Source organism: Gilliamella sp. ESL0232, from assembly GCF_013346885.1.
In the GTDB taxonomy this organism is placed as follows: Bacteria; Pseudomonadota; Gammaproteobacteria; order Enterobacterales; family Orbaceae; genus Gilliamella; species Gilliamella bombi.
The window spans coordinates 39,103-64,538 of the sequence record NZ_JAAEDW010000011.1 but is presented as its reverse complement, the minus strand read 5'-3'; the positions used below and the strand labels follow the sequence as shown (position 1 = coordinate 64,538).

General features: G+C 33.8%; 22 protein-coding genes. 14 read left to right on the top strand and 8 right to left on the bottom strand.

All coding sequences use genetic code 11. The features are described from left to right. The first annotated feature begins 201 nt into the window (after positions 1 to 201). The 7 genes from add to GYW75_RS11110 all read left to right on the top strand — a co-directional run bounded on the left by add (position 202) and on the right by GYW75_RS11110 (position 9,327). Positions 202 to 1,371 (top strand): adenosine deaminase, encoded by a 1,170-nt coding sequence (add, locus tag GYW75_RS11140; RefSeq protein WP_085163971.1) that lies wholly within the window; start codon positions 202 to 204, stop codon positions 1,369 to 1,371. A gap of 29 nt (positions 1,372 to 1,400) precedes the next feature. Further along, positions 1,401 to 3,374 (top strand): bifunctional 2',3'-cyclic-nucleotide 2'-phosphodiesterase/3'-nucleotidase, encoded by a 1,974-nt coding sequence (locus tag GYW75_RS11135; RefSeq protein ID WP_174799392.1) that lies wholly within the window; start codon positions 1,401 to 1,403, stop codon positions 3,372 to 3,374. Positions 3,375 to 3,397: 23 nt separating this feature from the next. Then, on the top strand, positions 3,398 to 3,802 hold the full coding sequence (locus GYW75_RS11130) for a cytidine deaminase (RefSeq protein ID WP_370738295.1): 405 nt from the start codon (positions 3,398 to 3,400) through the stop codon (positions 3,800 to 3,802). Positions 3,803 to 3,906: 104 nt separating this feature from the next. Next, the gene (locus GYW75_RS11125; RefSeq protein ID WP_174799391.1) at positions 3,907 to 5,208 is read left to right on the top strand and encodes a pyrimidine-nucleoside phosphorylase; all 1,302 of its coding nucleotides are present in this window, start codon (positions 3,907 to 3,909) and stop codon (positions 5,206 to 5,208) included. Positions 5,209 to 5,307: 99 nt separating this feature from the next. Further along, positions 5,308 to 6,924 carry a bifunctional UDP-sugar hydrolase/5'-nucleotidase UshA gene (gene ushA / locus GYW75_RS11120; protein WP_366941236.1) on the top strand — a complete coding sequence of 539 codons (1,617 nt, stop codon included), beginning with the start codon at positions 5,308 to 5,310 and terminating at the stop codon, positions 6,922 to 6,924. Positions 6,925 to 6,938: 14 nt separating this feature from the next. After that, positions 6,939 to 8,486 carry a YjjI family glycine radical enzyme gene (locus tag GYW75_RS11115; protein WP_202983976.1) on the top strand — a complete coding sequence of 516 codons (1,548 nt, stop codon included), beginning with the start codon at positions 6,939 to 6,941 and terminating at the stop codon, positions 8,484 to 8,486. Continuing rightward, complete coding sequence (locus GYW75_RS11110) at positions 8,461 to 9,327, top strand: YjjW family glycine radical enzyme activase (RefSeq protein WP_174799389.1); 867 nt, start codon at positions 8,461 to 8,463, stop codon at positions 9,325 to 9,327. The genes GYW75_RS11115 and GYW75_RS11110 overlap by 26 nt, the downstream gene beginning before the upstream one ends. A 314-nt stretch (positions 9,328 to 9,641) precedes the next feature. Here GYW75_RS11110 and GYW75_RS11105 read toward each other — a convergent pair whose 3' ends face one another. Further along, entirely contained in the window at positions 9,642 to 11,948 is a 2,307-nt protein-coding gene (locus tag GYW75_RS11105; RefSeq protein ID WP_174799388.1) for a Tex family protein, read from the bottom strand. Positions 11,949 to 12,111: 163 nt separating this feature from the next. Further along, entirely contained in the window at positions 12,112 to 13,551 is a 1,440-nt protein-coding gene (locus GYW75_RS11100) for a hypothetical protein (RefSeq protein WP_174799387.1), read from the bottom strand. 334 nt (positions 13,552 to 13,885) lie between these two features. Between GYW75_RS11100 and greB the strand changes: the two genes are divergently transcribed. Next, on the top strand, positions 13,886 to 14,368 hold the full coding sequence (gene greB, locus GYW75_RS11095) for a transcription elongation factor GreB (protein WP_174799386.1): 483 nt from the start codon (positions 13,886 to 13,888) through the stop codon (positions 14,366 to 14,368). Positions 14,369 to 14,470: 102 nt separating this feature from the next. Next, on the top strand, positions 14,471 to 15,574 hold the full coding sequence (locus tag GYW75_RS11090; RefSeq protein ID WP_174799385.1) for a YcbX family protein: 1,104 nt from the start codon (positions 14,471 to 14,473) through the stop codon (positions 15,572 to 15,574). Here the strand turns inward: GYW75_RS11090 and GYW75_RS11085 are convergent. Continuing rightward, the gene (locus GYW75_RS11085) at positions 15,564 to 16,136 is read right to left on the bottom strand and encodes a cell division protein ZapC (RefSeq protein ID WP_085163963.1); all 573 of its coding nucleotides are present in this window, start codon (positions 16,134 to 16,136) and stop codon (positions 15,564 to 15,566) included. The genes GYW75_RS11090 and GYW75_RS11085 overlap by 11 nt on opposite strands. Before the next feature lie 293 nt (positions 16,137 to 16,429). Further along, entirely contained in the window at positions 16,430 to 17,908 is a 1,479-nt protein-coding gene (gene ilvC, locus GYW75_RS11080) for a ketol-acid reductoisomerase (RefSeq protein WP_174799384.1), read from the bottom strand. 172 nt (positions 17,909 to 18,080) lie between these two features. Between ilvC and GYW75_RS11075 the strand changes: the two genes are divergently transcribed. From GYW75_RS11075 to fis, 5 genes are read left to right on the top strand one after another with little or no spacing between them, the layout of a single operon-like run. Further along, positions 18,081 to 18,317: a YhdT family protein gene (locus GYW75_RS11075; protein ID WP_085163961.1), complete on the top strand. Its 237-nt coding sequence runs from the start codon at positions 18,081 to 18,083 to the stop codon at positions 18,315 to 18,317. Positions 18,318 to 18,323: 6 nt separating this feature from the next. Next, a complete protein-coding gene (panF, locus tag GYW75_RS11070) occupies positions 18,324 to 19,775 on the top strand; it encodes a sodium/pantothenate symporter (protein ID WP_085163960.1) in 1,452 nt (483 codons plus the stop codon). Next, complete coding sequence (prmA, locus tag GYW75_RS11065; protein WP_085163959.1) at positions 19,750 to 20,625, top strand: 50S ribosomal protein L11 methyltransferase; 876 nt, start codon at positions 19,750 to 19,752, stop codon at positions 20,623 to 20,625. Before panF ends, prmA begins: the two co-directional genes overlap by 26 nt. A 28-nt stretch (positions 20,626 to 20,653) precedes the next feature. Next, positions 20,654 to 21,661: a tRNA dihydrouridine synthase DusB gene (gene dusB, locus GYW75_RS11060; RefSeq protein ID WP_065589687.1), complete on the top strand. Its 1,008-nt coding sequence runs from the start codon at positions 20,654 to 20,656 to the stop codon at positions 21,659 to 21,661. A 7-nt stretch (positions 21,662 to 21,668) separates the two neighbouring features. Continuing rightward, positions 21,669 to 21,965 (top strand): DNA-binding transcriptional regulator Fis, encoded by a 297-nt coding sequence (gene fis, locus GYW75_RS11055; RefSeq protein WP_034883623.1) that lies wholly within the window; start codon positions 21,669 to 21,671, stop codon positions 21,963 to 21,965. Between the two features lie 604 nt (positions 21,966 to 22,569). On the opposite strand, the gene GYW75_RS11050 is transcribed toward fis, so the two are convergent. The 4 genes from GYW75_RS11050 to ndk all read right to left on the bottom strand — a co-directional run bounded on the left by GYW75_RS11050 (position 22,570) and on the right by ndk (position 25,434). Continuing rightward, positions 22,570 to 23,253 (bottom strand): amino acid ABC transporter permease, encoded by a 684-nt coding sequence (locus GYW75_RS11050; protein WP_174799383.1) that lies wholly within the window; start codon positions 23,251 to 23,253, stop codon positions 22,570 to 22,572. A gap of 6 nt (positions 23,254 to 23,259) precedes the next feature. Further along, the gene (locus tag GYW75_RS11045) at positions 23,260 to 23,985 is read right to left on the bottom strand and encodes an amino acid ABC transporter permease (protein WP_174799382.1); all 726 of its coding nucleotides are present in this window, start codon (positions 23,983 to 23,985) and stop codon (positions 23,260 to 23,262) included. A 2-nt stretch (positions 23,986 to 23,987) separates the two neighbouring features. After that, positions 23,988 to 24,821, bottom strand: coding sequence for an ABC transporter substrate-binding protein (locus GYW75_RS11040; protein WP_370738293.1), 834 nt, complete (start codon positions 24,819 to 24,821; stop codon positions 23,988 to 23,990). Positions 24,822 to 25,011: 190 nt separating this feature from the next. Continuing rightward, positions 25,012 to 25,434, bottom strand: coding sequence for a nucleoside-diphosphate kinase (ndk, locus tag GYW75_RS11035; protein WP_085163956.1), 423 nt, complete (start codon positions 25,432 to 25,434; stop codon positions 25,012 to 25,014). Between the last annotated feature and the right edge of the window lie 2 nt (positions 25,435 to 25,436).

The following is a 25,436-nucleotide window of genomic DNA, read 5'->3' as shown; positions in this document are numbered from 1 at the left end:
AAAAATTTGATTTACCGCACAAAAATATAAATAAGTGATGCAAAAGATATAGCAGATAAGTATCTTATCAAGTTAAAATAACCCAATTAACAATGATATACATGTTATTAAAAATTTTTTAATAAGCGTTTAATGTCATTGTTAGTAAAACCAATGTTACTAAAGCCAATTTAGCTCATTTAAAAATAGATTAAATACCTAATGAACGATCAAATGATACCTAAAGTTATATTGCACGAACATGTTGAAGGCAGCATTACCCCTGTCATGGCTCATCAGTTAGCGCAAAAAAATAATATTCCTTTTCCTAGTACACTATGTTACAAATCTGGTCAATACAATGCCAAAGAATATAAAAATGGTAGATATTTGTATGACGAATCCAAATTTGAAGAATTTATTAATACATATGATACCGTTTCTAGCTTTCTAAAAGATCCTGAAGATTATTATTCTATTACTTACGATTTTCTTAATAGAAATGCTAAACAAGGGTTAATTTATTGCGAGCTATTTTTGTCCCCCTATCATATTTGCACAACCGAAGTTAATGGAAAATTAATTTGGGATAAAGAAAGGTTTAATAAAACTCTTTTCTACATGGACAAAGCGATTATAAAAGTACAAAACGACTATGATATTACAGTTAGATATCATGTTATTGGTGTTAGACACCTAGGCGCTAAAGTTGTTTATGATACGTTGTGTTTTATTCAGCAAAATCATCACCCTTTTATTACGGGATTTAATATTGCTGGTAACGAAATGGCTGGGCATTTTGATGATTTTAAAGATGCACATAAGTTGGCTACTCAGCTGAACTTAAAAAAATCGTATCATGCTGGCGAAATTGATTCAGATGAGAGCATTATTCAAGCTCTTAAACACGGTGCAATCAGAATCGGTCATGGTATTCGTGCCATTGAAAACAAAGCGCTTATTTGTGAACTGGTCGAAAAAAAAATCACTCTAGAAATTGCTTTAACGAGTAATCGGATTTTAGTGAATGAATTGCATGGCGATATTTATCAACATCCTATAAGGCAACTTTATGACCAAGGTGTTCGCATTACCTTAAATACCGATGATGCAGGGATTTTTGGTACTGATATTGAAAAAGAATATAGTATCGCCCAATCCATATTTGCATTTTCACGATTAGAATTGCTTGATATAACGCTATGTGGCATTCAAGCCGCATTTGTTGAAGATATGGTTAAAAGTCGTTTAACTGAGCAAGTTCTTTTATGTTTTTCATCTGATGATAGACAATTGCTTAAAAAATTTATTAATGACAAAAAATATCATCCAGCAATCATTGAACGATTTTTAGAATATCAGAAGCTGTTACTAGCCATACCCGTTAACTAATTTAGTTGTCAGAATAATAGGAGATTTGCATGAAAAAAAATAAGTTAATTTTACCCTTTTTAACCCTATTTATATCTGGCGTTGTTAATGCCGCAACTGTTGATTTAAGGATTATTGAAACAACCGACTTGCATGGAAACATGATGAATTATGATTATTTCAAAGATCAGTCTGTTGATTCTTTTGGATTAGTAAAAACTGCTAATTTAATTCATCAAGCAAGAAGTGAGGTAAAAAATAGTGTTCTTGTTGATAATGGTGACCTAATTCAAGGTAGCCCAATGGCTGATTATGCCGTAAAGAAGGGTTTTAATGATGGCGATATTCATCCTGTTTATAAAGCGCTCAATACACTTAATTATAGTGTGGGTAATATTGGTAACCACGAATTTAATTTTGGATTAGAATTTCTACAAAAAAGTCTTTCTGGGGCTAAATTTCCTTACATCAACGCTAATGTTTATGATGCCAAAACTCAAAAGCCATTTTTTACACAATATATTATCTTAGATACTCCTGTTATTGATAGAAACGGCAATAAGCACACGATTAAAATCGGCTATATTGGTTTTGTCCCTCCACAGATTATGCAATGGGACAAACTTAATCTTGATGGCAAAGTTGTCGTCAAAGATATTACAGAAACGGCCAAACTATTAGTCCCTGAAATGAAAAAACAAGGCACTAATGTTATTATTGCTATTCCACATTCTGGTGTTTCAGCTGAACCTTATAAAGCATTAGCTGAAAATTCGGTTTACTACTTGAGTCAAGTAGAGGGTATTAATGCAATTATGTTTGGTCATTCTCACGGCATATTTCCTAGTGAAGATTTCAAATCATTACCAAATACTGATATCAAAACTGGTAACATTAATCATGTGCCTGCTGTTATGCCCGGACATTGGGGTAGCCATTTGGGAGTGGTGGACTTAGTTCTTGATGGTGATAAATCAAAATGGCAAGTGATTTCAGGTAAATCAGAAGCTAGACCAATCTATGATGTAAAAACTAAAAAGGCACTTGTTAAAGCCGATCAAAAAATCGTCGACATTCTAAACAAAGATCACCAAGGAACACGTGAATTTGTTAGTAAACCAATAGGTAAAGTTTCAACCGATATTACGAGCTATCTAGCATTGGTTGAAGATACATCTGCCTTACAAATTATTAATGATGCACAAATCGATTACGTTAAGCAGTTTATTAAAGGGGATCCTGATCTTGATGGTTTGCCCGTTTTATCGGCCATTGCACCATTTAAAGCTGGCGGCAGGAAAAACGATCCTAGCGCTTTTGTTGATGTTAAAGGAGGTAATTTATCGTTTAGAAATGCTGCAGATATTTACCTTTATCCTAATATTTTGTCTGCTGTGAAAATTACAGGTAAAGATGTCAAAGAGTGGTTAGAGTGTTCAGCTGGTGTATATAATCAAATTAATACTAATTCATCACAACCACAATATTTGATTAATTGGGATAAATTCAGAACCTATAATTTTGATATTATTGATGGAGTGAATTATCAAATAGATGTAACAAAGCCACCCCGTTATGATGCAAATTGCCAGTTAATTAACCCTACATCTGAAAGAATTAGGAATCTGACTTATCAACAAAAAACAATTGCTCCTAACCAAGAATTCTTAATTGCCACCAATAATTATCGTGCTTATAGTGGTATATTTCCAGGTACTGGTGAAAAAAATGTCAAATTTAATTCTCCTGACGATCTAAGAGTAATTCTTTCAGCCTATATTACCAATACTACCCAAAAATATAGTATAACGAATGTTACCATCGACAATAATTGGCAAATTTCTCCAATTATTAGTAACACAAAATTAGATATTCGCTTTGAATCATCACCAACAGATGAAGCTAAAACCTATATCGAGAAACATTCACTATACCCTATTCATTTTATCGATACAGATACATCTGGTTTTGGTGTTTATAAGATAGATTTGCAGTCTCCTGTTAACTCTCAACCTAAAATTTAGTTAGATTTATTACGGCCAAAAGGATTATTAATATGAAAATTGAAAAACTGATTGAACTTGCTAAAACAGCCCGTTCTAAAGCTTATGTACCTTATTCTAAATTTCAGGTTGGTGCCGTGCTAATTACTGAAGATGATGAAGCAATTTTAGGTTGTAATATTGAAAACGCATCTTATGGACTAGCAAATTGTGCCGAAAGAACGGCAATTTTTAAAGCGGTTTCTGAAGGTAAAACAAAATTTAAAAAATTGGTGGTAATTGGAGATACTGATGGGCCTATTTCACCATGTGGAGCTTGCCGTCAAGTTATTAGTGAGTTTTGCGCTAAAGATATGCCTGTTATTTTGACCAACATGCAGGGAAAAATTCAAGAAACAACAGTTGGAGAATTATTACCTTGGTCTTTTTCACCAAGTGATCTTGATTAACATTATTTTTTAACAATAAAAAATAATAATTAGGACTTAAAATTTATTTTGTATAAACAAAGCAATACACTAATTTTATTTATTGATAGTAAGAGAGGATAGTAATGAGATTTGTAGATATTATAGAAAAAAAACGTGACGGCAATGTATTAACCACTGATGAAATCCAATTTTTTATCACTAATTATACCAATGGAACTATCCCCGATTATCAAGTTAGTGCTTTATTAATGGCAATTTATTATCAAGGTATGACTTCCAAAGAGTGCGCAGATTTAACCTCGGCGATGATGTATTCTGGCGATACTGTTGATCTGTCTTCAATCAAAGGCATTAAAGTTGATAAACATTCAACTGGCGGTGTAGGTGACACTACAACATTAGTTCTAGCTCCTTTAGTAGCAGCTTTAGATGTTCCAGTAGCAAAAATGTCTGGACGAGGGCTTGGTCACACGGGCGGCACCACAGATAAATTTGAATCGATTCCTGATTTTAAAATTGAATTAAGTAAACAAGATTTTATTAATCAAGTTAATAATAAAGGCCTTGCAGTTATTGGTCAATCAGGCAATTTAACCCCAGCAGACAAGAAACTTTATTCGTTACGTGATGTAACAGGTACTGTTAACTCTATTCCTCTTATTGCAAGTTCAATTATGAGTAAAAAATTGGCAGCGGGTGCTGATGCCATCGTTCTTGATGTTAAAACAGGTGATGGTGCGCTAATGAAAGATATGGCCGATTCAGAAAAATTAGCCCATGAAATGGTAAATATTGGTAATCAAATTGGCCGTAGAACCATGGCAATTATTTCGGATATGTCTCAACCTCTTGGTTTTGCAATTGGTAATGCTCTTGAAGTAAAAGAAGCAATTGATACGTTAAAAGGTCATGGTCCAGCCGATTTAACCGAACTGGTTTTAACATTAGGTAGTCAAATGGTTGTACTTGCCGATAAAGCAAAAACATTAGAAGAAGCCAGAATAAAACTTCAAGAAGTCATTAAAAATGGTAAAGCTATCGAGAAGTTTAAAACCCTAATTGAAGCACAAGGCGGTGATAGTTCGGTCGTTGATCATCCTGAAAAATTGGCTAGTGCACCTTACCAAATTGCCCTACCAGCCCTTAAGTCAGGTTATGTATCAAAAATTATCGCAGATCAAATCGGGATCGCTGCAATGCAATTAGGTGCTGGTCGCGCAACCAAAGAAGATATTATTGATCCCGCTGTTGGAATCGTGTTACATAAAAAAGTAGGTGACAAAGTTACTGAAGGTGAAGTTTTATTAACGATACACGCCAATACTGATAAGCTTGATACTATCAAGCAAAAATTATATGACAATATTACCATTAGTGATAACGCAACTGAGCCACAACTTATTTACAAGGTGATTACAGGATAATAGCTGTTATATAAGGATTTAGGAGATACCATGTACTATTATCAGTTTAATAAAAAATTATCATTACTTGTTTGTATGGGGCTATTTTCAGCCTCTTGCATGGCCGCTGTTTCCACAAAAAGCTCATCAGTTCCAACTTTAGAAAAAGACAAGTCTTATCAATTTACTATTTTGCATACCAATGACCACCACGGCCGTTTTTGGCAAAATGATATTGGTGAGTATGGGCTTGCTGCTCAAAAAACCGTAGTAGATGAAATTCGAAAAGAAGTTACAGCAAAAGGAGGGAAATTACTGCTGCTATCAGGTGGTGATATTAATACTGGTGTCCCTGAATCTGATGTACAGCAAGCCAAACCTGATTTTATTGGCATGAATGCGGTTGGTTACGATGCTATGGCTGTGGGTAATCATGAGTTTGATCATCCTTTGACTATTATTCGTGAGCAACAGAAATGGGCAAAATTTCCTTTTTTATCGGCAAACACTTACTTTAAAGGCACAGATAAACGTGTATTTGATGCCTATAAAATGTTTGATTTGAATGGTATTAAAGTTGCTGTGTTTGGTTTAACCACTGACGATACTATTTTTCTTGCTTCACCCAAAAATACGGAAGGCGTCGAATTTCGACAAACCTTACCCGAAGCACAAAAAATAATTAAACAGTTAAAAGATAATGAACACCCTGACATGATTATTGCTGTCACTCATATGGGGCATTATGAAAATGGTGAACATGGCTCAATGGCACTGGGTGATGTTGAATTAGCCAGAAATTTACAGGCCGGCGATTTAGATATGATAGTGGGAGGACACTCACAAAACCCTGTGTGTATGGCTAGTCCTAATAAACGTATTACCGAATATGTACCAGGTACACCTTGTGCGCCAGATCAACAAAATGGCACATGGATTGTGCAGGCCCACGAATGGGGGAAATATGTTGGACGTGGAGATTTTGTCTTTTTAAATGGCAAAATCACGTTAAAAAATTACCAATTAATTCCTATTAACCTTAAAAAAGAGGTTGATAATGGTAACAGTACCAAACGCCTTGAATATTACACGCAAGAAATTCCTCAAGATAAATCCTTACTTGAAAATTTAAGACCTTATCAAGAATTAGGTAAACAGCAGTTGTTAGTGAAAAGTGGCGAGTTAAAAGGACGATTAGAAGGTAATCGAGATGTTGTTAGATACCAACAAAGCAATATGGGACAACTTTTACTCAGTGCTTTTGTTGAAAAAACTAATGCAAACGTTGGCATTATGTCTGGGGGGATGATTCGTGACTCATTAATTGAAGGTGATATTACTTATCGTGATATTTTAAAAGTAGAACCTTTTGGTAACAGTGTGGTTTATTTCGAATTAACTGGCAATGAATTAATTGATTATCTAAAAGTTGCATTAAGTAAAAAGCAAGGTTCGGGTGGGTATGCACATTTGAAAAATATAAACCTAACAAGAAATGGGAACAATATTGAAGATGTAAAAATTAATGATCAACCGATCGATTTACAAAAAAACTATCGCGTTGCTACACTTGACTTTTTAGCCGCTGGTGGAGATGGCTATCCAATAACTAATACATCACCGACTTACGTTGATACGGGTTATCGCGATGCCGATGTAGTAAAACAGTATTTTGAGAACCATTCGCCAATTACTGCGTCTGATTATGAACCAAAACAATTTATTATTGAGAAATAAATATTGAGATAATTATGAGCATGACCGAATTTCAACAAAGTTGTTATAATATTGTGACAGACCCCAATTTGTCACCCAAACAAAAATCAAATTTGCTCACCTTAGCAGCAGAAAATAATTTACCTTATGTAGATCTGGATGAAGAAACACAACAAGCTTTAAATGACCGCGTTATTTGTGATATGTACGAAGGTCACGCACCTTATAAACCTCGTTATGTTTTACCTGATTATGTAAAATTTTTAAAACAAGGATCACAGTGGCTAGAACTTAATCCAGCTGAAACATTTAATGATGCATTAAATTTGCTTATCATCATCTATCATCATGTTCCTTCAGTAACTGGTATGCCTGTTTATTTAGGATGCTTAGATCAAATTTTACTTCCTTACGTTGGTAATCTTACTGAAGATGAGATTTATCAGCGATTAAAGCATTTTTGGATCATGCTTGATCGTAATTTACCTGATGCATTTATGCATGCAAACATTGGACCAACCGATAATATTATCTGTCGGGTAATCTTGCGTATAGATAGAGAACTCAAACAAGTTGCTCCAAATTTAACCTTTATCTATGATGAAGACATTACACCAGAATCATTATTATTAGTGGCAATTGAAAATATTTGTGAAACAAGCAAACCTCATATTGCAAACAACAATATGATTCAAAAAGATTTTGATAACCAAGGTTACGGTGTTGTAAGTTGCTATAATTCACTACCAGTAGCTGGAGGGGGAAGCACGCTTTCACGAATCAATTTAAAAGAAGTTGCGATACGCAGTAAAAATATAGAAGACTTTCTGTCAAATATCTTACCCCACTATTGTCAATTGCAGCTCAATCTTATTCAAGCAAGGTCAAACTTTCTTTACAATAAATCAAACTTTTTTAATAGCAGTTTTTTAGTTGAAGAAGGTTTAATTGATCCAAAACGATTTGCTCCAATGTTTGGTATATTTGGAATGGCTGAAGCCGTCAATATCTTGCAAGAAAAAGCAAATTTAGCTGGACGTTATGGTTTTAATGAACAAGCTAATGAACTTGCATTAACTATTACACAATTAATTGCTAAGTTTATTAATAACCATACAATAGATTATGCTTGGAAAGGGAAAGCAATGCTACATTCACAATCAGGCATTAGTATAGATAGAGCAACAACACCTGGATTAAGAATACCATATGGGCAAGAACCCGATCCTGTCACTCATATTATGGCACTGTATAAACATCACCAGTATTTCACTTCGGGTATTAGTGATATTTTAACAATTGATGAGACCATAAAAAATAATCCCCTAGCCTTGCTACAAATTTGTAAAGCTGCTTTCAAATTTGGTTTCCGTGAATTTACTGCCAATATCAGTGGTAATGATCTTGTTCGAGTTACAGGTTATATGGTGAGATTATCTGATATTAAAAGATATAAAAAAGAAGGCTCACGAATTAATACTACTTTCTTAGGAGCTGAGGCTGCCGACGATACCGAAAATAATAGTTATTTATGTCGAAAACCACGAGTAATTAGTCATGAGCAAGTCATGGGCAATCGTTAATAAGCTTTTACCCTTTTCTTGTGTAGATGGACCTGGTAATCGACTAGTTATATTTTTACAAGGATGTAATTTTCGTTGTTTAAACTGCCATAATCCTTATACGATATCATTGTGCAAGGATTGTGGTCAATGTGTTGATACTTGTCCACACAAAGCATTAAGTTTTAGTAACAATAAAGTTATATGGCAAACTTCAAATTGTCAGCAATGCGATACTTGTATTAATACTTGTAAGCATTCTTCATCACCAATGACTTATAGATATAGTGTAGATGATATTTTAATCACTATCCGGAAATATCTACCGTTTTTAAATGGTATTACCATAAGTGGTGGAGAAGCAACAATGCAGTTACCCTTTATTAAAGAGCTATTCAATGTTATCAAACAATCTAACGATTTAAAGCACCTTACCTGTTTTATTGATAGCAATGGTTATTTAACTAAAACAGGATGGCAAAAAGTAGAAAATGTGATGGATGGCGCAATGATTGATCTCAAAGCTTGGGATAATGATGTGCATAAAAAGTTAACGGGAAGAGACAATCAACGAGTAAAAGAAACGATTAACTATCTGGCAAAAATAAAAAAACTATATGAGGTAAGACTTTTAATTATTCCTAATCAAACAGATCTACAAGTTAATGCTAAAAATATTGCCAAATTTTTAATTGATTTAGATCCCAATATTCAAATAAGAATTAATGCTTTTCATAATCATGGTGTACGTGGTATCGCTAAAAACTGGCCATCCGCCAGTAGGCCTGAAGTAGAACAGTTTGCAGAACAGTTAAAACAGCATAGCCTACAACATATTATATTACCTAATGTTTATTTGTAATGGTAATAACTTGTTACTTTTAAGTATCAATAAATAACAGATAATTTATACCAATGTGTAAATACTTCAAACTTAGTCAAGATTCAAGTAGAAATTATGCTGCTTGTTTAAGGATATTTACAATAGAATTATATAATATTAATAATACTTTATATCATAACTGATAATATTATTACATTAAGTAAAAAAGATAAACCTGAGTTGGCTTTAATTATATGGTTCAGTTCTATATTGAATAGATCACTATTAGATAGCTTTAACTAAATGGTTTTAAATGCAGAAAAGGGACAATTGTCCCTTAAACTAGAAAAATATTATTTATTCTTTTTAAATGCAGTTGCAAATGCATTTCCCATGACATTATTAGTCATTGAAGATGAATGTTGTTTTTTAGTATTGTTAACCGAACGTTCATTAATGAATTTTCGATTATCAGTTTTTGGCGCAGCAGGATCATCTAATCGCATTGATAAAGCGATACGTTTTCGTGGAATGTCAACTTCTATCACTTTAACTTTGACTATATCACCAGCTTTTACCACTGTTCTTGGATCATCAACAAACTTATCTGATAAAGCTGAAATATGCACTAAACCATCTTGATGCACACCAATATCAACAAACGCACCAAAATTAGTTACATTAGTAACAGATCCTTCCATAATCAGACCTATTTTTAGGTCTTCCATCGTTTCTATATCATCAGCAAACTGCGCAGTTTTAAATTCAGGTCTTGGATCACGACCAGGTTTATCAAGCTCTTTGATAATATCTGTAACTGTTGGCACACCAAAATGATCATCTACGTAATCGATTGCTTTAAGTGATTTTAAATAGTTTGTATCACCTAAAATTTCTTTTAAAGATTTGTGATTTTTTTCTAAAATTCGTTCTACAACTGGATAAGCTTCTGGATGAACGGCCGATGCGTCAAGAGGATTTTTACCATCCATTATACGTAAAAATCCAGCGCACTGTTCAAATGCTTTAGGACCTAAGCGAGCCACTTTCAATAATTGTTTACGATCCGTAAATTGTCCATTTTCATTACGCCAATTAATTATATTTTGGGCTATTACTTTATTAAGTCCAGCAATACGAGCAAGTAACATCATCGAAGCAGTATTTAAATTCACACCAACCGCATTAACACCATCTTCAACAACAGCATCAAGTTTTTTTGCTAACTGAGTTTGGCTAACATCATGTTGATATTGCCCCACCCCAATCGATTTAGGATCTATTTTAACAAGCTCTGCTAATGGATCTTGTAAACGACGTGCAATTGATACTGCACCACGAATAGATACATCTAAATCAGGAAATTCTTGCGCTGCTAGTTCTGATGCAGAATAAACCGAGGCACCTGCTTCGCTTACAATTACTTTTTGTGCTTTCACTTCTGGATATTTCTTTTGAACATCAAGATAAAAACGTTCAGTTTCGCGCGAAGCAGTACCATTACCAATGGCCACTAATTCAACTTGATATTTAATACAAAGTGCGGCAATAACCATAGCTGCTTTATCTGCCTGCCCTGTATGAGGATAAATCGTTTCAGTCGCAACTAATTTACCTGTTGCATCAACAACAGCTATTTTTACACCCGTCCTTAAACCGGGATCCATGCCCATAGTAACTTTCATACCTGCTGGAGCAGCCATTAACATATCATGCAAGTTGGCAGCAAATACATTAATCGCTTCTTCCTCTGCTCGCTCACGTAATGTTGTCATTAATTCGGTTTCCATGTGCATCAGAATTTTAATGCGCCATGTCCAATTAATCACAGCTTTGCGCCATTTATCTGCTGGCTGTTCATTAAAATGGACGCCTAGATATTCAGTGATAATTTGTTCACAATAACTCTCTTTAGGCGCTTGTTCAAATTGCGGATCAGCATTTAAGGAGAGTTGTAAAAAGCCTTCATTTCGCCCTCTAAACATTGCTAATGCACGATGAGATGGTATTTTAGAAATCAGCTCGCTTTGTGAAAAATAGTCTCGGAACTTAGCTCCTTCTTCCTCTTTACCACTCACCACTTGCGAAACTAAATGAGCATTATTCCAAAGATAATGACGCACTTTTGCTAATAATGCTGCATCTTCGGCAAAGCGCTCCATCAAAATGTAACGAGCTCCATCCATTGCTGATTTTGTATCAGTAATACCTTTGTCGGAATTGATATATTTTTCGGCTTCAATTACTGGGTCAAGTATGGGATTTTGCCATAAGTCGTCAGCTAATGGTTCAAGCCCTGCTTCAATGGCAATTTGACCCCGAGTTCGGCGTTTAGGTTTATATGGTAAATAGAGATCTTCAAGTTCAGTTTTACTAAGCGTTTGTGTAATACTGTTACTTAATTCTAATGTCAATTTACCTTGTTCTTCAATTGACTTTAAAATCGTTTGCTTGCGATCTTCAAGTTCACGCAAATAGCTCAATCGACTATCAAGAGTACGTAATTGGGTATCATCAAGCCCACCTGTCACCTCTTTTCGATAACGAGCAATAAAAGGAACGGTACTGCCCTCATCTAATAATTGAATCGCCGCTAGAACTTGTTCTGATTTTACGGTCAGCTCACCAGCTATAATATGGCTAATTTGTTTATTCATCATGGTATTTTTAACAATTTTAAGCAAAGTAGTGATTATATACCTATCCTTGTTTCTGTTGCAATTCTGAGCCTTTTATCTCCTCCCTAAAAATTATAACTGCTAGTTATTGGGATATTTTTCGATTGGCTAACATTAAATAAAGCTAACCATAAATTTAACTTCTTTATTTAGAACTACATAATGCATAATACTGATGCTCAGGACCTCTATCACCATTAAATGCAGCATCATTCATATTAATATAAATAGGATCACCTGTAGAAATTGAATAATCGCTAGTCCAACCATAAGTTGGGTTATAAAAATTATCACCTTGAAAATACGCTAATCCCCCCCATTCAGTAATTAATCCCCCATGTACGGCTCTTTTGTAGTAGTTATCAGGATTATTACCATATTTATCTTGATGAAGCAGAAAGTTAGCATTACTCAACTCTCTGAGCGATGCTAATTTATATTCACCTAAACTTCTACACCAATCTTTTTGCTCTTGATATGTATCAATATATTCTCCTCTATTGATAAACCATTTAGTTATCCGGAAACTGTAACTAAGCATTACGCCTTGTTTGGTTTCGCCTATTATCTCAATATCAACAGGTAAATTCGCTTTGGGCGCTGTAGCTCGATTAGCACCTTTAGATGAGGAATCAGGACCTTTTAACGTAACCAGAACCATATTTTTCGCATCATAAGCCTTAAAACCACCTACAACTACTGCTCTTGGAGCCTCTGACTTTGTAACTGTCGCTGTAATTGCGCCAGGTGCTCCTTTATCAGGATCCGATGTTCTTACGATCCATTTTGTTGTGCTTAATGAATTATCAATATTCTCGGTAATTAAATAGAAAAAGAGACCATTTGCACCAACTGAAGGGAAATTATTTAAATAATCATTTTGTGCTACAAAACCATTCCAGTCTACCCAATCAAAAACAGATCTATCCCCCCAAGAATAAGCTGGAGCACTATAAAGCATATGTGGACTAGCATATTTGATAGCTTCACCACCTACTTGTACATTAAAATTTCGATAAGGTGTTTTTGTTATAGCAATCTTACTATCTGGGTAATTTTGAAAATTTGGAACTCCGTATTTTGTAGTTAATGCTACCCCACCACTAACTTTAATATAAGGATAAATACCACTTTTTACTAATTTTTCAAATGTCGTTTTTGTTTGATCGTCTGTTAATTTAACTTCTTTATTATTTTCGTCTTCGTAATACCATTCCAACGAAACTGGGTTATCCTTGTCCTCTGATAATTTAATATCTCCATCACCATCAACATCTATAACCTCAGAGCTTTCTGGTTGTTTAATTGCTGCTAATAAACCTAAACTTTCAGGAGTTTTAGTTGAAACATCTGAGCCTAATGCTGTGTTCAAATCACCTGTATAAAAATAGGTGTTTCCATTATAGATGACACCAAAATAATTAAATGCTTTATTGGATTGAATATTATTTTCAATTGAACTAATAAAACGAGGACTATTTCCATTAATAGGATTTGCAGTAACAGCCGATAATGCTAAAGATTTAGTTGAAAAAAAACTAATAAGACAAACTAGACCCCAAATTGGCTCTTTCCGTGTAGTCATATTCATTCCTAATGGTGATAATAATAACAACTTATTTATTTTATTATTGTATAATTGCGAAATTAAACTTATTTATGCGATATAATTAACTTAATTACTTATTGAGCAAGAGATATTCCAAGAATAAAATAAAAAAACACAACACAAGCAATGAAAAAAATAATATCATTTTAATGTTGATTTTTAAATATTATTTAACTTTATTTTGATAAATATTAAAAAATAGAATAAATTTTATTAAATAAATGTCGAGCTTTTACTCGAACAATATATTTTAATAAAGAAATATCGAGTTTTTACTCGAAAAATAAAGATTACTATAGGGAATGAAAATATGCGAAAGAATAATTATATAACAAGAGAAGGTTATTTGAACCTTAATCGTGAATTGAAATATTTATGGAAAGAGGAAAGACCTCGCGTTACACAAGCTGTATCAGATGCAGCAGCCCTCGGAGATCGTAGTGAGAATGCAGAATATATTTATGGAAAAAGAAGATTACGCGAAATTGATCGGCGTATACGTTTTCTTACCAAGCGACTAGAAACATTAACAATTGTTGAACCACATCCAAAACAAAAAGGTACAGTATTTTTTGGCGCATGGGTAAAATTGGAAGATGAATCTGGTAATTTACATATTTACCGTATTGTTGGTAGCGATGAATTTGATCCTAAAAAAAATTGGATATCGATTAATAGCCCTGTAGCAAAAGCATTAATAGGTCATAAAGTTGATGATGAAATAGCCGTTATCACCCCTAATGGCAAAGTATTGTATTACATTACTGAAATAAGCTATACCGAGTTATGCTGATATGCCTTAACTTATTCATTCCATTTGTTAAATCTAAAAACTATAAGATATGGGTAATTAAGTATATAATTATCAGAACATTTATAATCTATTTAAGATATTATGATTTTCGTCAATCAACTATACATCTACCCAATCAAATCGATGCAAGGGATACAATTAACAAAGGCTAATACTGTCGATGGAGGCTTTGAGCATGACCGTATATTGATGCTTAGTGAACCCGATGGCACTTTTATCACGGCAAGACAACACCCTGAGCTCCTGAAATTCAAAACATTCATAGTAAAAAACGAAGTACATATTTCGCTATCTCCAACAGAAATGATAATATTTAATCTTGATGAGTTTTCGTTGAATTATGAGCCTACTGAAATTTGGGGTAATCATTTTACTTCATTAATTGCCCCTATAAGAGTCAATCAATTTTTCAGTCAAATTTTGCATAAAGATGTACAATTAAGATGGGTTGGTCAACAATTAACTCGTCGAACCAAACGCTATCCTGAAATTCCTGTTAGTTTTGCTGATGGTTATCCTTATTTGTTATTAAATAAAGCTTCATTTGATTATTTACAACAACAATGCCTTGAAAAACTCGATATTAGACAATTTCGTGGAAATATTGTTATTCAAGGAGCACTACCTTTTGCGGAAGATGGCTGGAAAACAATAAAAATTGGCAATGTGATTTTTGATATTGTTAAACCTTGTAGTCGCTGTGTTATAACGACAATGAATATAAAATCTGCAACATCCTTAGCTGATAATGAACCAATTAAAACCTTACGTTACTTTAGAGCCGATAAGCAAGGTGAAATTGATTTTGGTATGAATATGATAGCCCGAAATCATGGAACAATTTCAGTTCACGATAAAATTGAAGTATTGGAACGGCAACCAGCTAAAAATTATATTAAAACCTTTCCAACAGAAATAAAAACTGAAGCAAAAGTTTGTACAATAAATTTTGAAAATCAAATAATTAAAGGTAATAATAAGCAAACTATTTTAGAGCAGTTAGAACAACATAAAATAGCATTACCTTATTCTTGCCGTGCAGGTATATGTGGACGTTGTCTAGTTGAATTAAAACAAGGTGAAGTAGAGGCATTAACACAAGCTGCTATTAGGCGAAATAATAAAATTTTAGCCTGTAGTTGTGTGCCTAAAGGAGATATTACCATTAAATTACTTAAGAAATAGCCTTAAATTCAAAATTATCTGAAGTCAGCTTTTGTTCAGTAAATTTTTTCTCTACAGATATTAATCTATCATTCATTACTTTAATTGCTTCAGAAAACACAAACGTTTTATTCATTGCAATAAATGAAGCTTGTGCAATAATACAAAGAGATGCATTTTCCCCTGCTTCAACGACCATTAAACAAACCTTTTGTCCATCTTCTTGTAAAATTACCTCAACAATATCAGCTATTTTGGGCTTGTATAACATTGGTTGTTGTGAAAAATACCAACTTTTAGGCATTTGAGGCTTTAAAAAATTAGCTGCAACAATAGCGTTAATAGCTAGTTCAATCTTTTGTGAATCTGTCAAATTAAGTAACTGACAACTATTATAAAATTGATAATAAGACGTTGCGTCACTAACAGAAAATGGAAACTCACCAAAAACATCAGGAACTAACATTTTACTTGGATAACAAGAACGAAATAACATTTCAGATGAAACTTCAAGCATTAAACTATCGTATTCGCTATCAAAATACCATCGCCAACAATCAGTTGGTCGAAAAGTCATTTTCATTAATATGTTACCCTTATCATTTGATTTAAAATTGGTCAAAAAGATAACATAAATTACATAAAAAATAAATAAAAAGTTAAAATAAAAATAATTTAATTATATAATTTTTAAAAAATTTAATTATAAAGTGAAAGGATCAAAAAAATATAAATTGGATCTAAATTAGATCCTTTTAGATCTAATCATTTTATACTGAAACATATACTTACCTGAAAGTTTTTTACAATAAATTCAATTTTTAGATACAAAAAAAGGTACTTTTCAGCACCTTTTTTATAATTATAAATAGCTATTTAGCTTGCAACATTGATGCGTTTCATATCAGTCATGTAACTACGTAATTTACGACCGATTGTTTCAATTGGATGATTACGGATTTCTTCATTCACATCGCGTAATTGTGCATTATCAACACTACCTTCAGGGATCGCTTTACCTAAATCGCCAGCTTGTAACATTGGCATAAATTTTTCTTTTAATAGTGGTACAGCGGCATTAGCAAATAGATAGTTGCCATACTCAGCTGTGTCAGAAATAACAACATTCATTTCATACAAACGTTTACGTGCAATAGTATTAGCAATAAGTGGTAACTCATGTAATGATTCGTAATAAGCTGATTCAGCTAAAATACCAGATTCAAGCATAGTTTCGAAGGCAAGTTCAACACCGGCTTTAACCATTGCAACCATAACAACGCCTTGATCAAAGTAAGCTTGTTCATCAATTTTACCTTGATAGTCAGCAGCTTTTTCAAAGGCGGTTTCACCTGTTTCTTTACGCCATTTAAGAAGGTTCGCATCATCATTTGCCCAGTCTTTCATCATAGTTGACGAAAACTCACCTGATATAATGTCGTCCATATGTTTACGATAAAGATCCGTCATGATCACTTTTAATTCTTTTGCTAAAGCATTTGCTCTCAATTTAGCTGGATTTGATAAACGATCCATCATTAAAGTAATTCCACCTTGTTTTAGCGCCTCAGTGATCGTTTCCCAACCAAATTGGAGTAATTTACATGCATAAGCAGGATCAACACCATCTGCCACTAGCTTATCAAAACAAAGTAATGATCCTGTTTGTAACATTCCACAAAGGATTGTTTGTTCACCCATTAAATCTGACTTAACTTCGGCAACAAATGACGACTGTAAAACACCTGCACGATGTCCGCCTGTTGCCGCTGCCCATGCTTTAGCAATTGCTAGCCCTTCACCTTTTGGATCGTTTTCTGGATGAACTGCAATTAGTGTCGGCACACCAAAACCTCGTTTATATTCTTCACGAACTTCAGTACCAGGGCATTTAGGGGCTACCATCACTACTGTAATATCAGAGCGAATCTTTTCTCCTACTTCAACAATATTAAATCCGTGAGAATAGCCAAGCGCAGAGCCTTTTTTCATCAACGGTTGAATAGCTTGAACAACGGCAGAATGTTGTTTGTCAGGAGTCAAATTGATAACAAGATCTGCTGCTGGAATTAATTCTTCATAACTTCCTACTTTAAAACCATTTTCAGTTGCTTTCTTCCATGATGCGCGTTTTTCAGCAATAGCTTCTTTACGTAATGCATAAGATATATCTAAACCTGAATCTCGCATATTTAGACCTTGGTTAAGACCTTGTGCTCCACAACCAACAATTACAATTTTTTTACCTTTCAAAAAATTAGCTTCTGATGCAAATTCATCACGAGCCATAAAACGACATTGACCTAATTGTTCTAATTTTTCACGCAAATTCAATGTATTAAAATAGTTTGACATTTTTCTCTCCAAGAGTTTAGGTATTCATAATCAACAATAAAACACTATATAATACTTTTAATATTGCTAAAATTGATATATTTAAAATATAATATTGCATAAATCGCAATATACTTGCTAAGTTCAATGCTTTCTTTTACTCTAAACCACCCTTAATTTTGAATAAATCAATATGGATGCTCGATATAAACAAGCAAATAAAGAGGCTAAACTTTCTTTATTACTAACTTTTATTTATCTTCTTGGATGGATCGTTTGTGCATACTGTATTAACGACAAAATAGGATTTTTAGGTCTTCCATTGTGGTTTGAACTATCTTGCATTATGGTGCCTATCGGTTTTATATTACTTTGCTGGTTAGTTGTAAAATTTCAATTTAAAAATTTCTCATTAGAACAAACTAAGTGATCTAACATGCATTTAGATATTATTGTACCGCTTGTCATCTATCTTGTTTTTGTATTCGCATTATCAATTTATGCTTATGTAAAACGCAAAAAAGTAAATCAATTTACTGATTATTTTATCGGTAATCGCACCATGGGAGGATTTTTACTCGCCATGACACTAGCCGCAACTTATATTAGTGCCAGCTCGTTTATTGGTGGTCCTGGTGCTGCTTATAAATTTGGCCTTGGTTGGGTGCTATTATCGATGATCCAAGTTCCAACTGTATTACTCTCGCTTGGTATTCTAGGCAAAAAATTTGCCATTTTAGCTCGTAAATATGATGCTATAACGTTAAGTGATATGCTTTATGCTCACTATAAAAGTAAAACTATTGTTTGGCTAGCAAGTATTACCCTTGTCGTTGCCTTTATCGGCGCAATGACAGTACAGTTTGTTGGTGGGGCTCGCTTACTACAATCATCAGTAGGTATACCTTATCATACGGGCTTATTAATATTTGGTATTGGTACGGTTATTTATACCGCATTTGGCGGTTTTCGAGCCAGTATATTAAATGATGCTTTTCAAGGGTTAGTGATGATCATAGGTGCTATATTATTACTTGGTGCTATTATCTATGCAGGTGGTGGAATCACTGCAATAATTGATCAGCTAATAAAAATTGACCCTGCTCTTTTAACACCACAAGGACCTAATGACTTTATGGACTTTCCGTTCATGGCTTCATTTTGGATATTAGTTTGTTTTGGTGTGGTTGGCTTACCTCATACTGCTGTTCGTTGTATGGCCTATAAAGATAGCAAAGCAGTACATCAAGGAATTATTCTTGGCACCATTGTCGTTACTGTTATTATGCTAACTATGCATTTATCTGGTGCTTTAGGGCGTGCTATTATTAGCGATTTAACCATTCCTGATCAAATAGTACCGACATTAATTATAAATGTATTACCACCTTTTGCTGCTGGAATCTTTTTAGCTGCTCCACTTGCCGCTATTATGTCCACCATTAATGCTCAATTATTACAAGTATCATCTGTTATCATCAAAGATCTGTTTTTAAGCATCAAAACTAATATTAATTTCAGTGATAAGTTTCTTACTCGGATTTCGGTCACTATCACTTTTATTTTTGGTGGGTTACTTATTTGGGCAGCATGGACCCCGCCTGATATGATTATTTGGCTAAATTTACTCGCTTTTGGTGGACTTGAAGCTGTCTTTTTATGGCCGTTAGTACTTGGATTATATTGGAAAAAAGCTAATGCTACTGGTGCTCTTTGCTCAATGCTTACAGGAGCTATAAGTTATACATTATTGGCAAGTTATAATATTAAATTATTATCACTACACCCAATAGTCCCCTCTTTAACTATTGGATTTATTATTTTTATTATAGCCAATATGTTTGACAATAAAAGGAAGAATTATGCCTTGGATTCAACTCAAAATTAATACAACCAACGATCTTGCTGAACAAATTAGCGAACAATTAGAGGAGTCTGGTGCTGTATCAGTCACTTTTCAAGATACCTTTGACACGCCTGTCTTTGAACCATTACCCGGCGAAACTAAACTTTGGGGTAATACCGATGTGATTGGGCTTTATGATGCTCAAACAGATATCGATGAATTAAGAGCAATATTAAATCTTGAACAATATTCTTATAAAATTGAACAATTAGAAGATAAAGACTGGGAACGTGAATGGATGGACAACTTTCATCCTATGAAATTTGGTGAGCGACTTTGGATTTGTCCTAGTTGGCGTGACGTGCCCGACACTAATGCTGTTAATGTTATGTTAGACCCTGGATTAGCATTTGGCACAGGTACTCACCCAACCACGGCATTATGCTTAACTTGGCTTGATAATTTAGACCTTAAAGATAAATTAGTTATCGATTATGGTTGTGGATCTGGTATTTTGGCAATTGCTGCACTAAAATTAGGTGCAAAACAAGTAATCGGTATTGATATCGATCCTCAAGCCATTCAAGCTAGCCGTGACAATGCACAGCGTAATGATGTCAGTGAAAGACTAGAGCTTTATTTATCAAAAGAGATCCCAGACAATTTGCAAGCAGATATAGTTGTTGCCAATATTTTAGCTGGACCATTAAAAGAGCTTGAACCACATATAAGTAAATTAGTAAAACCTGAAGGTAAACTAGGTTTATCTGGTATTTTAACTACCCAATCATCAAGTGTTTGCATGGCTTACCAACCCAATTTTAAATTAGATCCAGTGGTTGAACTTGACGAGTGGTGTTGTATCACTGGTAAAAAAAATAAAAAAAATTAACGCTACCCCCTTTTAAGTTTGAAAAAAAATGCGTAATATAGCCGACTTTAATTTACTTAGCATTGGTGAACTAAAATTAAAGAATAATTTAATTGCTGCACCAATGGCTGGAATAAGTGATAAACCATTTCGTAATCTATGTCATCGATTTGGTGCTGGTATGACTGTTTCAGAAATGTTTTTAGCAAATTCTGATGTTTGGCATACCGATAAATCAGCTATGCGAATGATAGCGAGTGATGATGTTGGTATTCGTGCAGTACAAATTGTCGGTTCTGATCCCGACGAAATGGCTAAAGCTGCTGAATTTAATGTCAAACACGGTGCTCAGTTGATTGACATTAATATGGGATGTCCGGCTAAAAAGGTCAATAGAAAATTGGCTGGATCTGCTTTAATGCAGTATCCGGAACTTATTAAAAAAATTTTGCAGAAAGTTGTCGGTGCAGTTGATGTTCCGGTAACATTAAAAACGCGGACTGGATGGAATAAAGAAAATAGAAATTGCATAGAAATCGCACAAATTGCACAGGATTGTGGTATAAAGGCAATTACTATTCACGGAAGAACACGTGCTTGCTTATTCAACGGTGTCGCTGAATATGACTCTATTAGAGCAGTTAAAGAAAATGTTACAATTCCTGTAATTGCTAATGGAGATATTTGTACACCTGAACAGGCAAAAGATGTTTTTCAATATACGCAGGCTGATGCTATAATGATCGGGCGAGCGGCACAAGGGCGACCTTGGATATTTGAAGAAATTGCATTCTATTTAACACATGGACAGTTACAGAAAAACAAAAGTATTGATGAAGTAGAACAAGTTGTACTATCACATCTTGATGATCTTTATCAATTCTATGGAGAATACAAAGGATTAAGGATTGCCAGAAAGCATGTAAATTGGTACACCAAGAATTATGCTGACAGCGATCAATTCAGGCGCTTATTTAGTGTACTTAGCAATACAAGTGAGCAAGTAAACACTCTAAAAGCATTTTTTAGTAAAATTAGAAACAACCCAAAGAGTTAAGAATACTATGTCAGAACAACGCGTTACAGCTGCAGCACTTAAATTTACAACTGTAAATTCTCAAGACCAAATAACACAAAAGCCATTGCGTGATTCAGTGAAGCAAGCTTTAAAAAACTATTTATCACAATTAAATGGTGAAGATCCGACAGATCTTTATGAATTAGTGTTAGCTGAAGTTGAACATCCATTCCTTGATATGGTTATGCAATATACACGCGGCAATCAAACTCGAGCAGCAAATATGCTTGGTATCAACCGCGGTACACTTCGCAAAAAATTAAAACAATATGGAATGAGTTAATCTTCTATTATTTAACATTTTATAATATAAAAAGTACCTTAATATAAGGTGCTTTTTTTCTATTTTAGAACACAATGAGAAAATTTATTGAATTATCCTCTTTCATAAAATATATAAATAAACTGGATTTCTATACCTCATAAGAATAGTTTTAATCTGACATTTGCGTTATTTTATAACGTAACTAGGAGTGTCATAATTGAATCAAACAGAAAAATCATTAAACCTAAATTATGGCTTTTAGAATTAACCAGCAACTTAGTACGCACAATAAGCCTGTAAAGTCATAGGATATAATCGAGATAATTATTATTGCTTTAAAAAATGAGCAATGAGAAGGGACTTGCTCTTCAAGAAATCAGTTGTAGTAGCTCAGATTTAATTTAAGCTAGTACATTTAAAAATGCATCTTTTAAGATTAGTGATCATGAAAATTCAATAATATATCTTCCACATTTTTTTCGACTTATACAAATAATATTTAATAGCTATATTGAAACACATCCCAAAGCTAAGGATTCAATCGAATTTTACATCAATAAATTAAGAGAACGTTATTCAAGTAAATAGTGAAATCCCCCATATACCCTATGAGAATATTGTTTTATTTAAAGCAAAATAATTGGCGTTTTGAGAAAAACGTAACCGCAAAATCAAGCGAGGCGCAGATGATAAAATAAACAACTATAACAAATAGAAAGATTTCTGTTGGATAAATCATACTACGATTATTAATTTGGGTTGCAATAAAAGTAAATTCCGCTACTCCAACAATATAAGCCAGTGAAGTATCTTTAATCAGTGATACCCATTGGTTTACAAAAGACGGCAACATCATTTTAAGGGCTTGTGGTAATATGATAAATATAATAACTTGCTTTTTAGTTAAGCCTAATGAAAACGCCGCTTGCCATTGTTCTTTAGCCACAGCAATCATACCTGCATGAACTGAATGTCCAATGTATGCAGATCCTATCAAGGATAATGCAAATATTACCGTTGCAATTGCTGGCACATCTACACTAAGTAACACAGGTAGAAGAAAGTAAGTCCAGAAAATAAGCATAATGACAGGAATAGCTCTTAAAAAACCAAGTATACCAACTAAAAAATAACGCATAACTCCTTTTAAAACAGTCAACCCGACTCCAGCAAGAATACCCAAAAAACTTGAAAATATAATTGCGGCAAAACTCATTAACAGCGTTAAAAAAATTCCTCCAGGAAAATTTCCCCACATCATATAACTGAAATTGTGGTAAATAACCTCTAAACCTTTAAGCTCCATAAAAGATTACACCTTACCTATTTGCAATCGTTTTGCTTGATAAATATTACCCAAAGTTCCAACAATCACTATCGCCAAAATATATAATAAAGTTGCAATAGCAAAATCTTGAAAGGTTTTTAATGATTCGGTTTCAACTTGACGCGATACATAAGAAAGTTCTAACACACCAATGGCCATTGTTAACGACGAATTTTTTATAATATTCATGTACTGACCAATTAAAGGCGGAAATGCAATACGAAAACTTTGTGGCAAAATAATAAATCGCATACTTTGCCACCAAGTTAAACCTAATGCCAATGAAGCCTGTTCTTGCCCCCGACTTACACCAGCTATACCCGCTCTAAATTCTTCGGCAATAAAAGCACTGGAATAACAAGTTAAACCAACTAAACCGATTATAAATTCAAATGATGGCATTTTCAGTGAAAAAAACAGCAACTGGATTTGCGGTTCTTCAAATAACCATAATTTAAATTCTATTGGTAATAAATTACCCACACCAAAATACCAAAAAAAGAGTTGAGGCAATAACGGAGAATAACGAAAAATTGCGTTATACCCCATTACTATAACTTGAATGAATTTAATTCGACTTTGTTGAGCAATAACCAGCAAAAAACCTAGTGATGTTGAAAATATAATGGTCAGCAATGAGATAGCTAACGTAACTAAAAAACCATCCCATAACCACCATAAATAACGAGGCTCAAGTAATTGCTCATACATAACTACTGACCTTTACCAATTTTAAAATCACCACGAGGCATCGCTGATGCAGTTTCAGGTCCAAACCAACGATTATAAATCGTTAATGCTTCACCATCTTTTTCTAGTGTTAATAAAATTTGATTCACTTTTTCTTTCAAGCGATCTTCCCCTTTTGGTATACCAACAGCTTGATATTCTTGAGTAATACTAAATGGTGAAATTTCAAATACAGCTCGTTGTTCTTCTGGTAAATTCGCTAATAGGCCGATTAATTTTGCATCATCTTGAGTAATTGCCTGCACAACACCATTACGTAATGCTGCAAACGCAAATGGTGTATCATCATAAGAAATTACTTTAGCTGTTGGGTATTTTTCTCGCAATGTAATTTCCATAACTGTACCTTTATCGGCACCAATACGAAGATTTTTCAAATTATCTGCTGATTTCAATACTCCTTTTTTTGCTACAAATTTCTGACCAGTCGCAAAATAAGGAAGGCTAAAATCAACGGTTTTTGCTCTTTCATCAGTAACGGTAAAATTAGCTACAATTAAATCGGCTTTTTGGGATGTTAATAACGGAATTCGATTGGCCGGATTAGTCGGAACTAGCTCAACATTAACCTTTAATGCTTTTGCTATCTCGTTGGCATAATCAACGTCAAGACCAACAATTTTATTAGTCTTTTCATCAATATAACCAAATGGCGGATTACTATCAAATACCGCTATTTTTATTTCTCCTCGTTTCTCAATATCATCAAGGCGATCTGCATAAGCAGAATTTGCACCTAACAAACTACTTACTAATGCAACAACAGCTAGTGATTTAGTCAACAATTTCATTCTGATTCTCCCTCAATCAAGGTTATGTTATGTACCGTTAAAGTCTAGCAACAAAGAATCGAATAAATAAATAACAAATACTCACATGGTTATAACTTAAAGTTATATGTAGTAGCTTTCGATTAATGACATTAAAAAAACTAATACAAGCTAAAACAGCTTATATCACTATTTTGATTTATTTAATAATATTGATTTACCCTACTATCTCGCTATCAACAAAAAAATAAGCAATTTCTTTTTCAGCCGTGGCTAGAGAATCTGAGCCATGTACGGCATTTTCAGTCATACTGTCAGCAAAATCAGCTCGTAAAGTGCCTGTGGCTGCTTTAGATAAATCAGTTGGTCCCATCAATTCTCGATAACGCTTAATAGCATTATCGCCTTCGAGAATCTGAACAACTATCGGCCCAGATATCATAAATTTAACCAACTTATCAAAAAATGATTTACCTTGGTGCTCAGCATAAAATCCTTCTGCCTGTTCTTTTGTTAATCTAAGCATTTTTAAGGCAATAATGTTAAGTTTTGCTTGGCTAATACGGGTTTCAATTTCACCAATCAATTGTTTTTTAACGGCATTAGGTTTGATGATAGATAAGGTTCTTTCAATAGCCATAG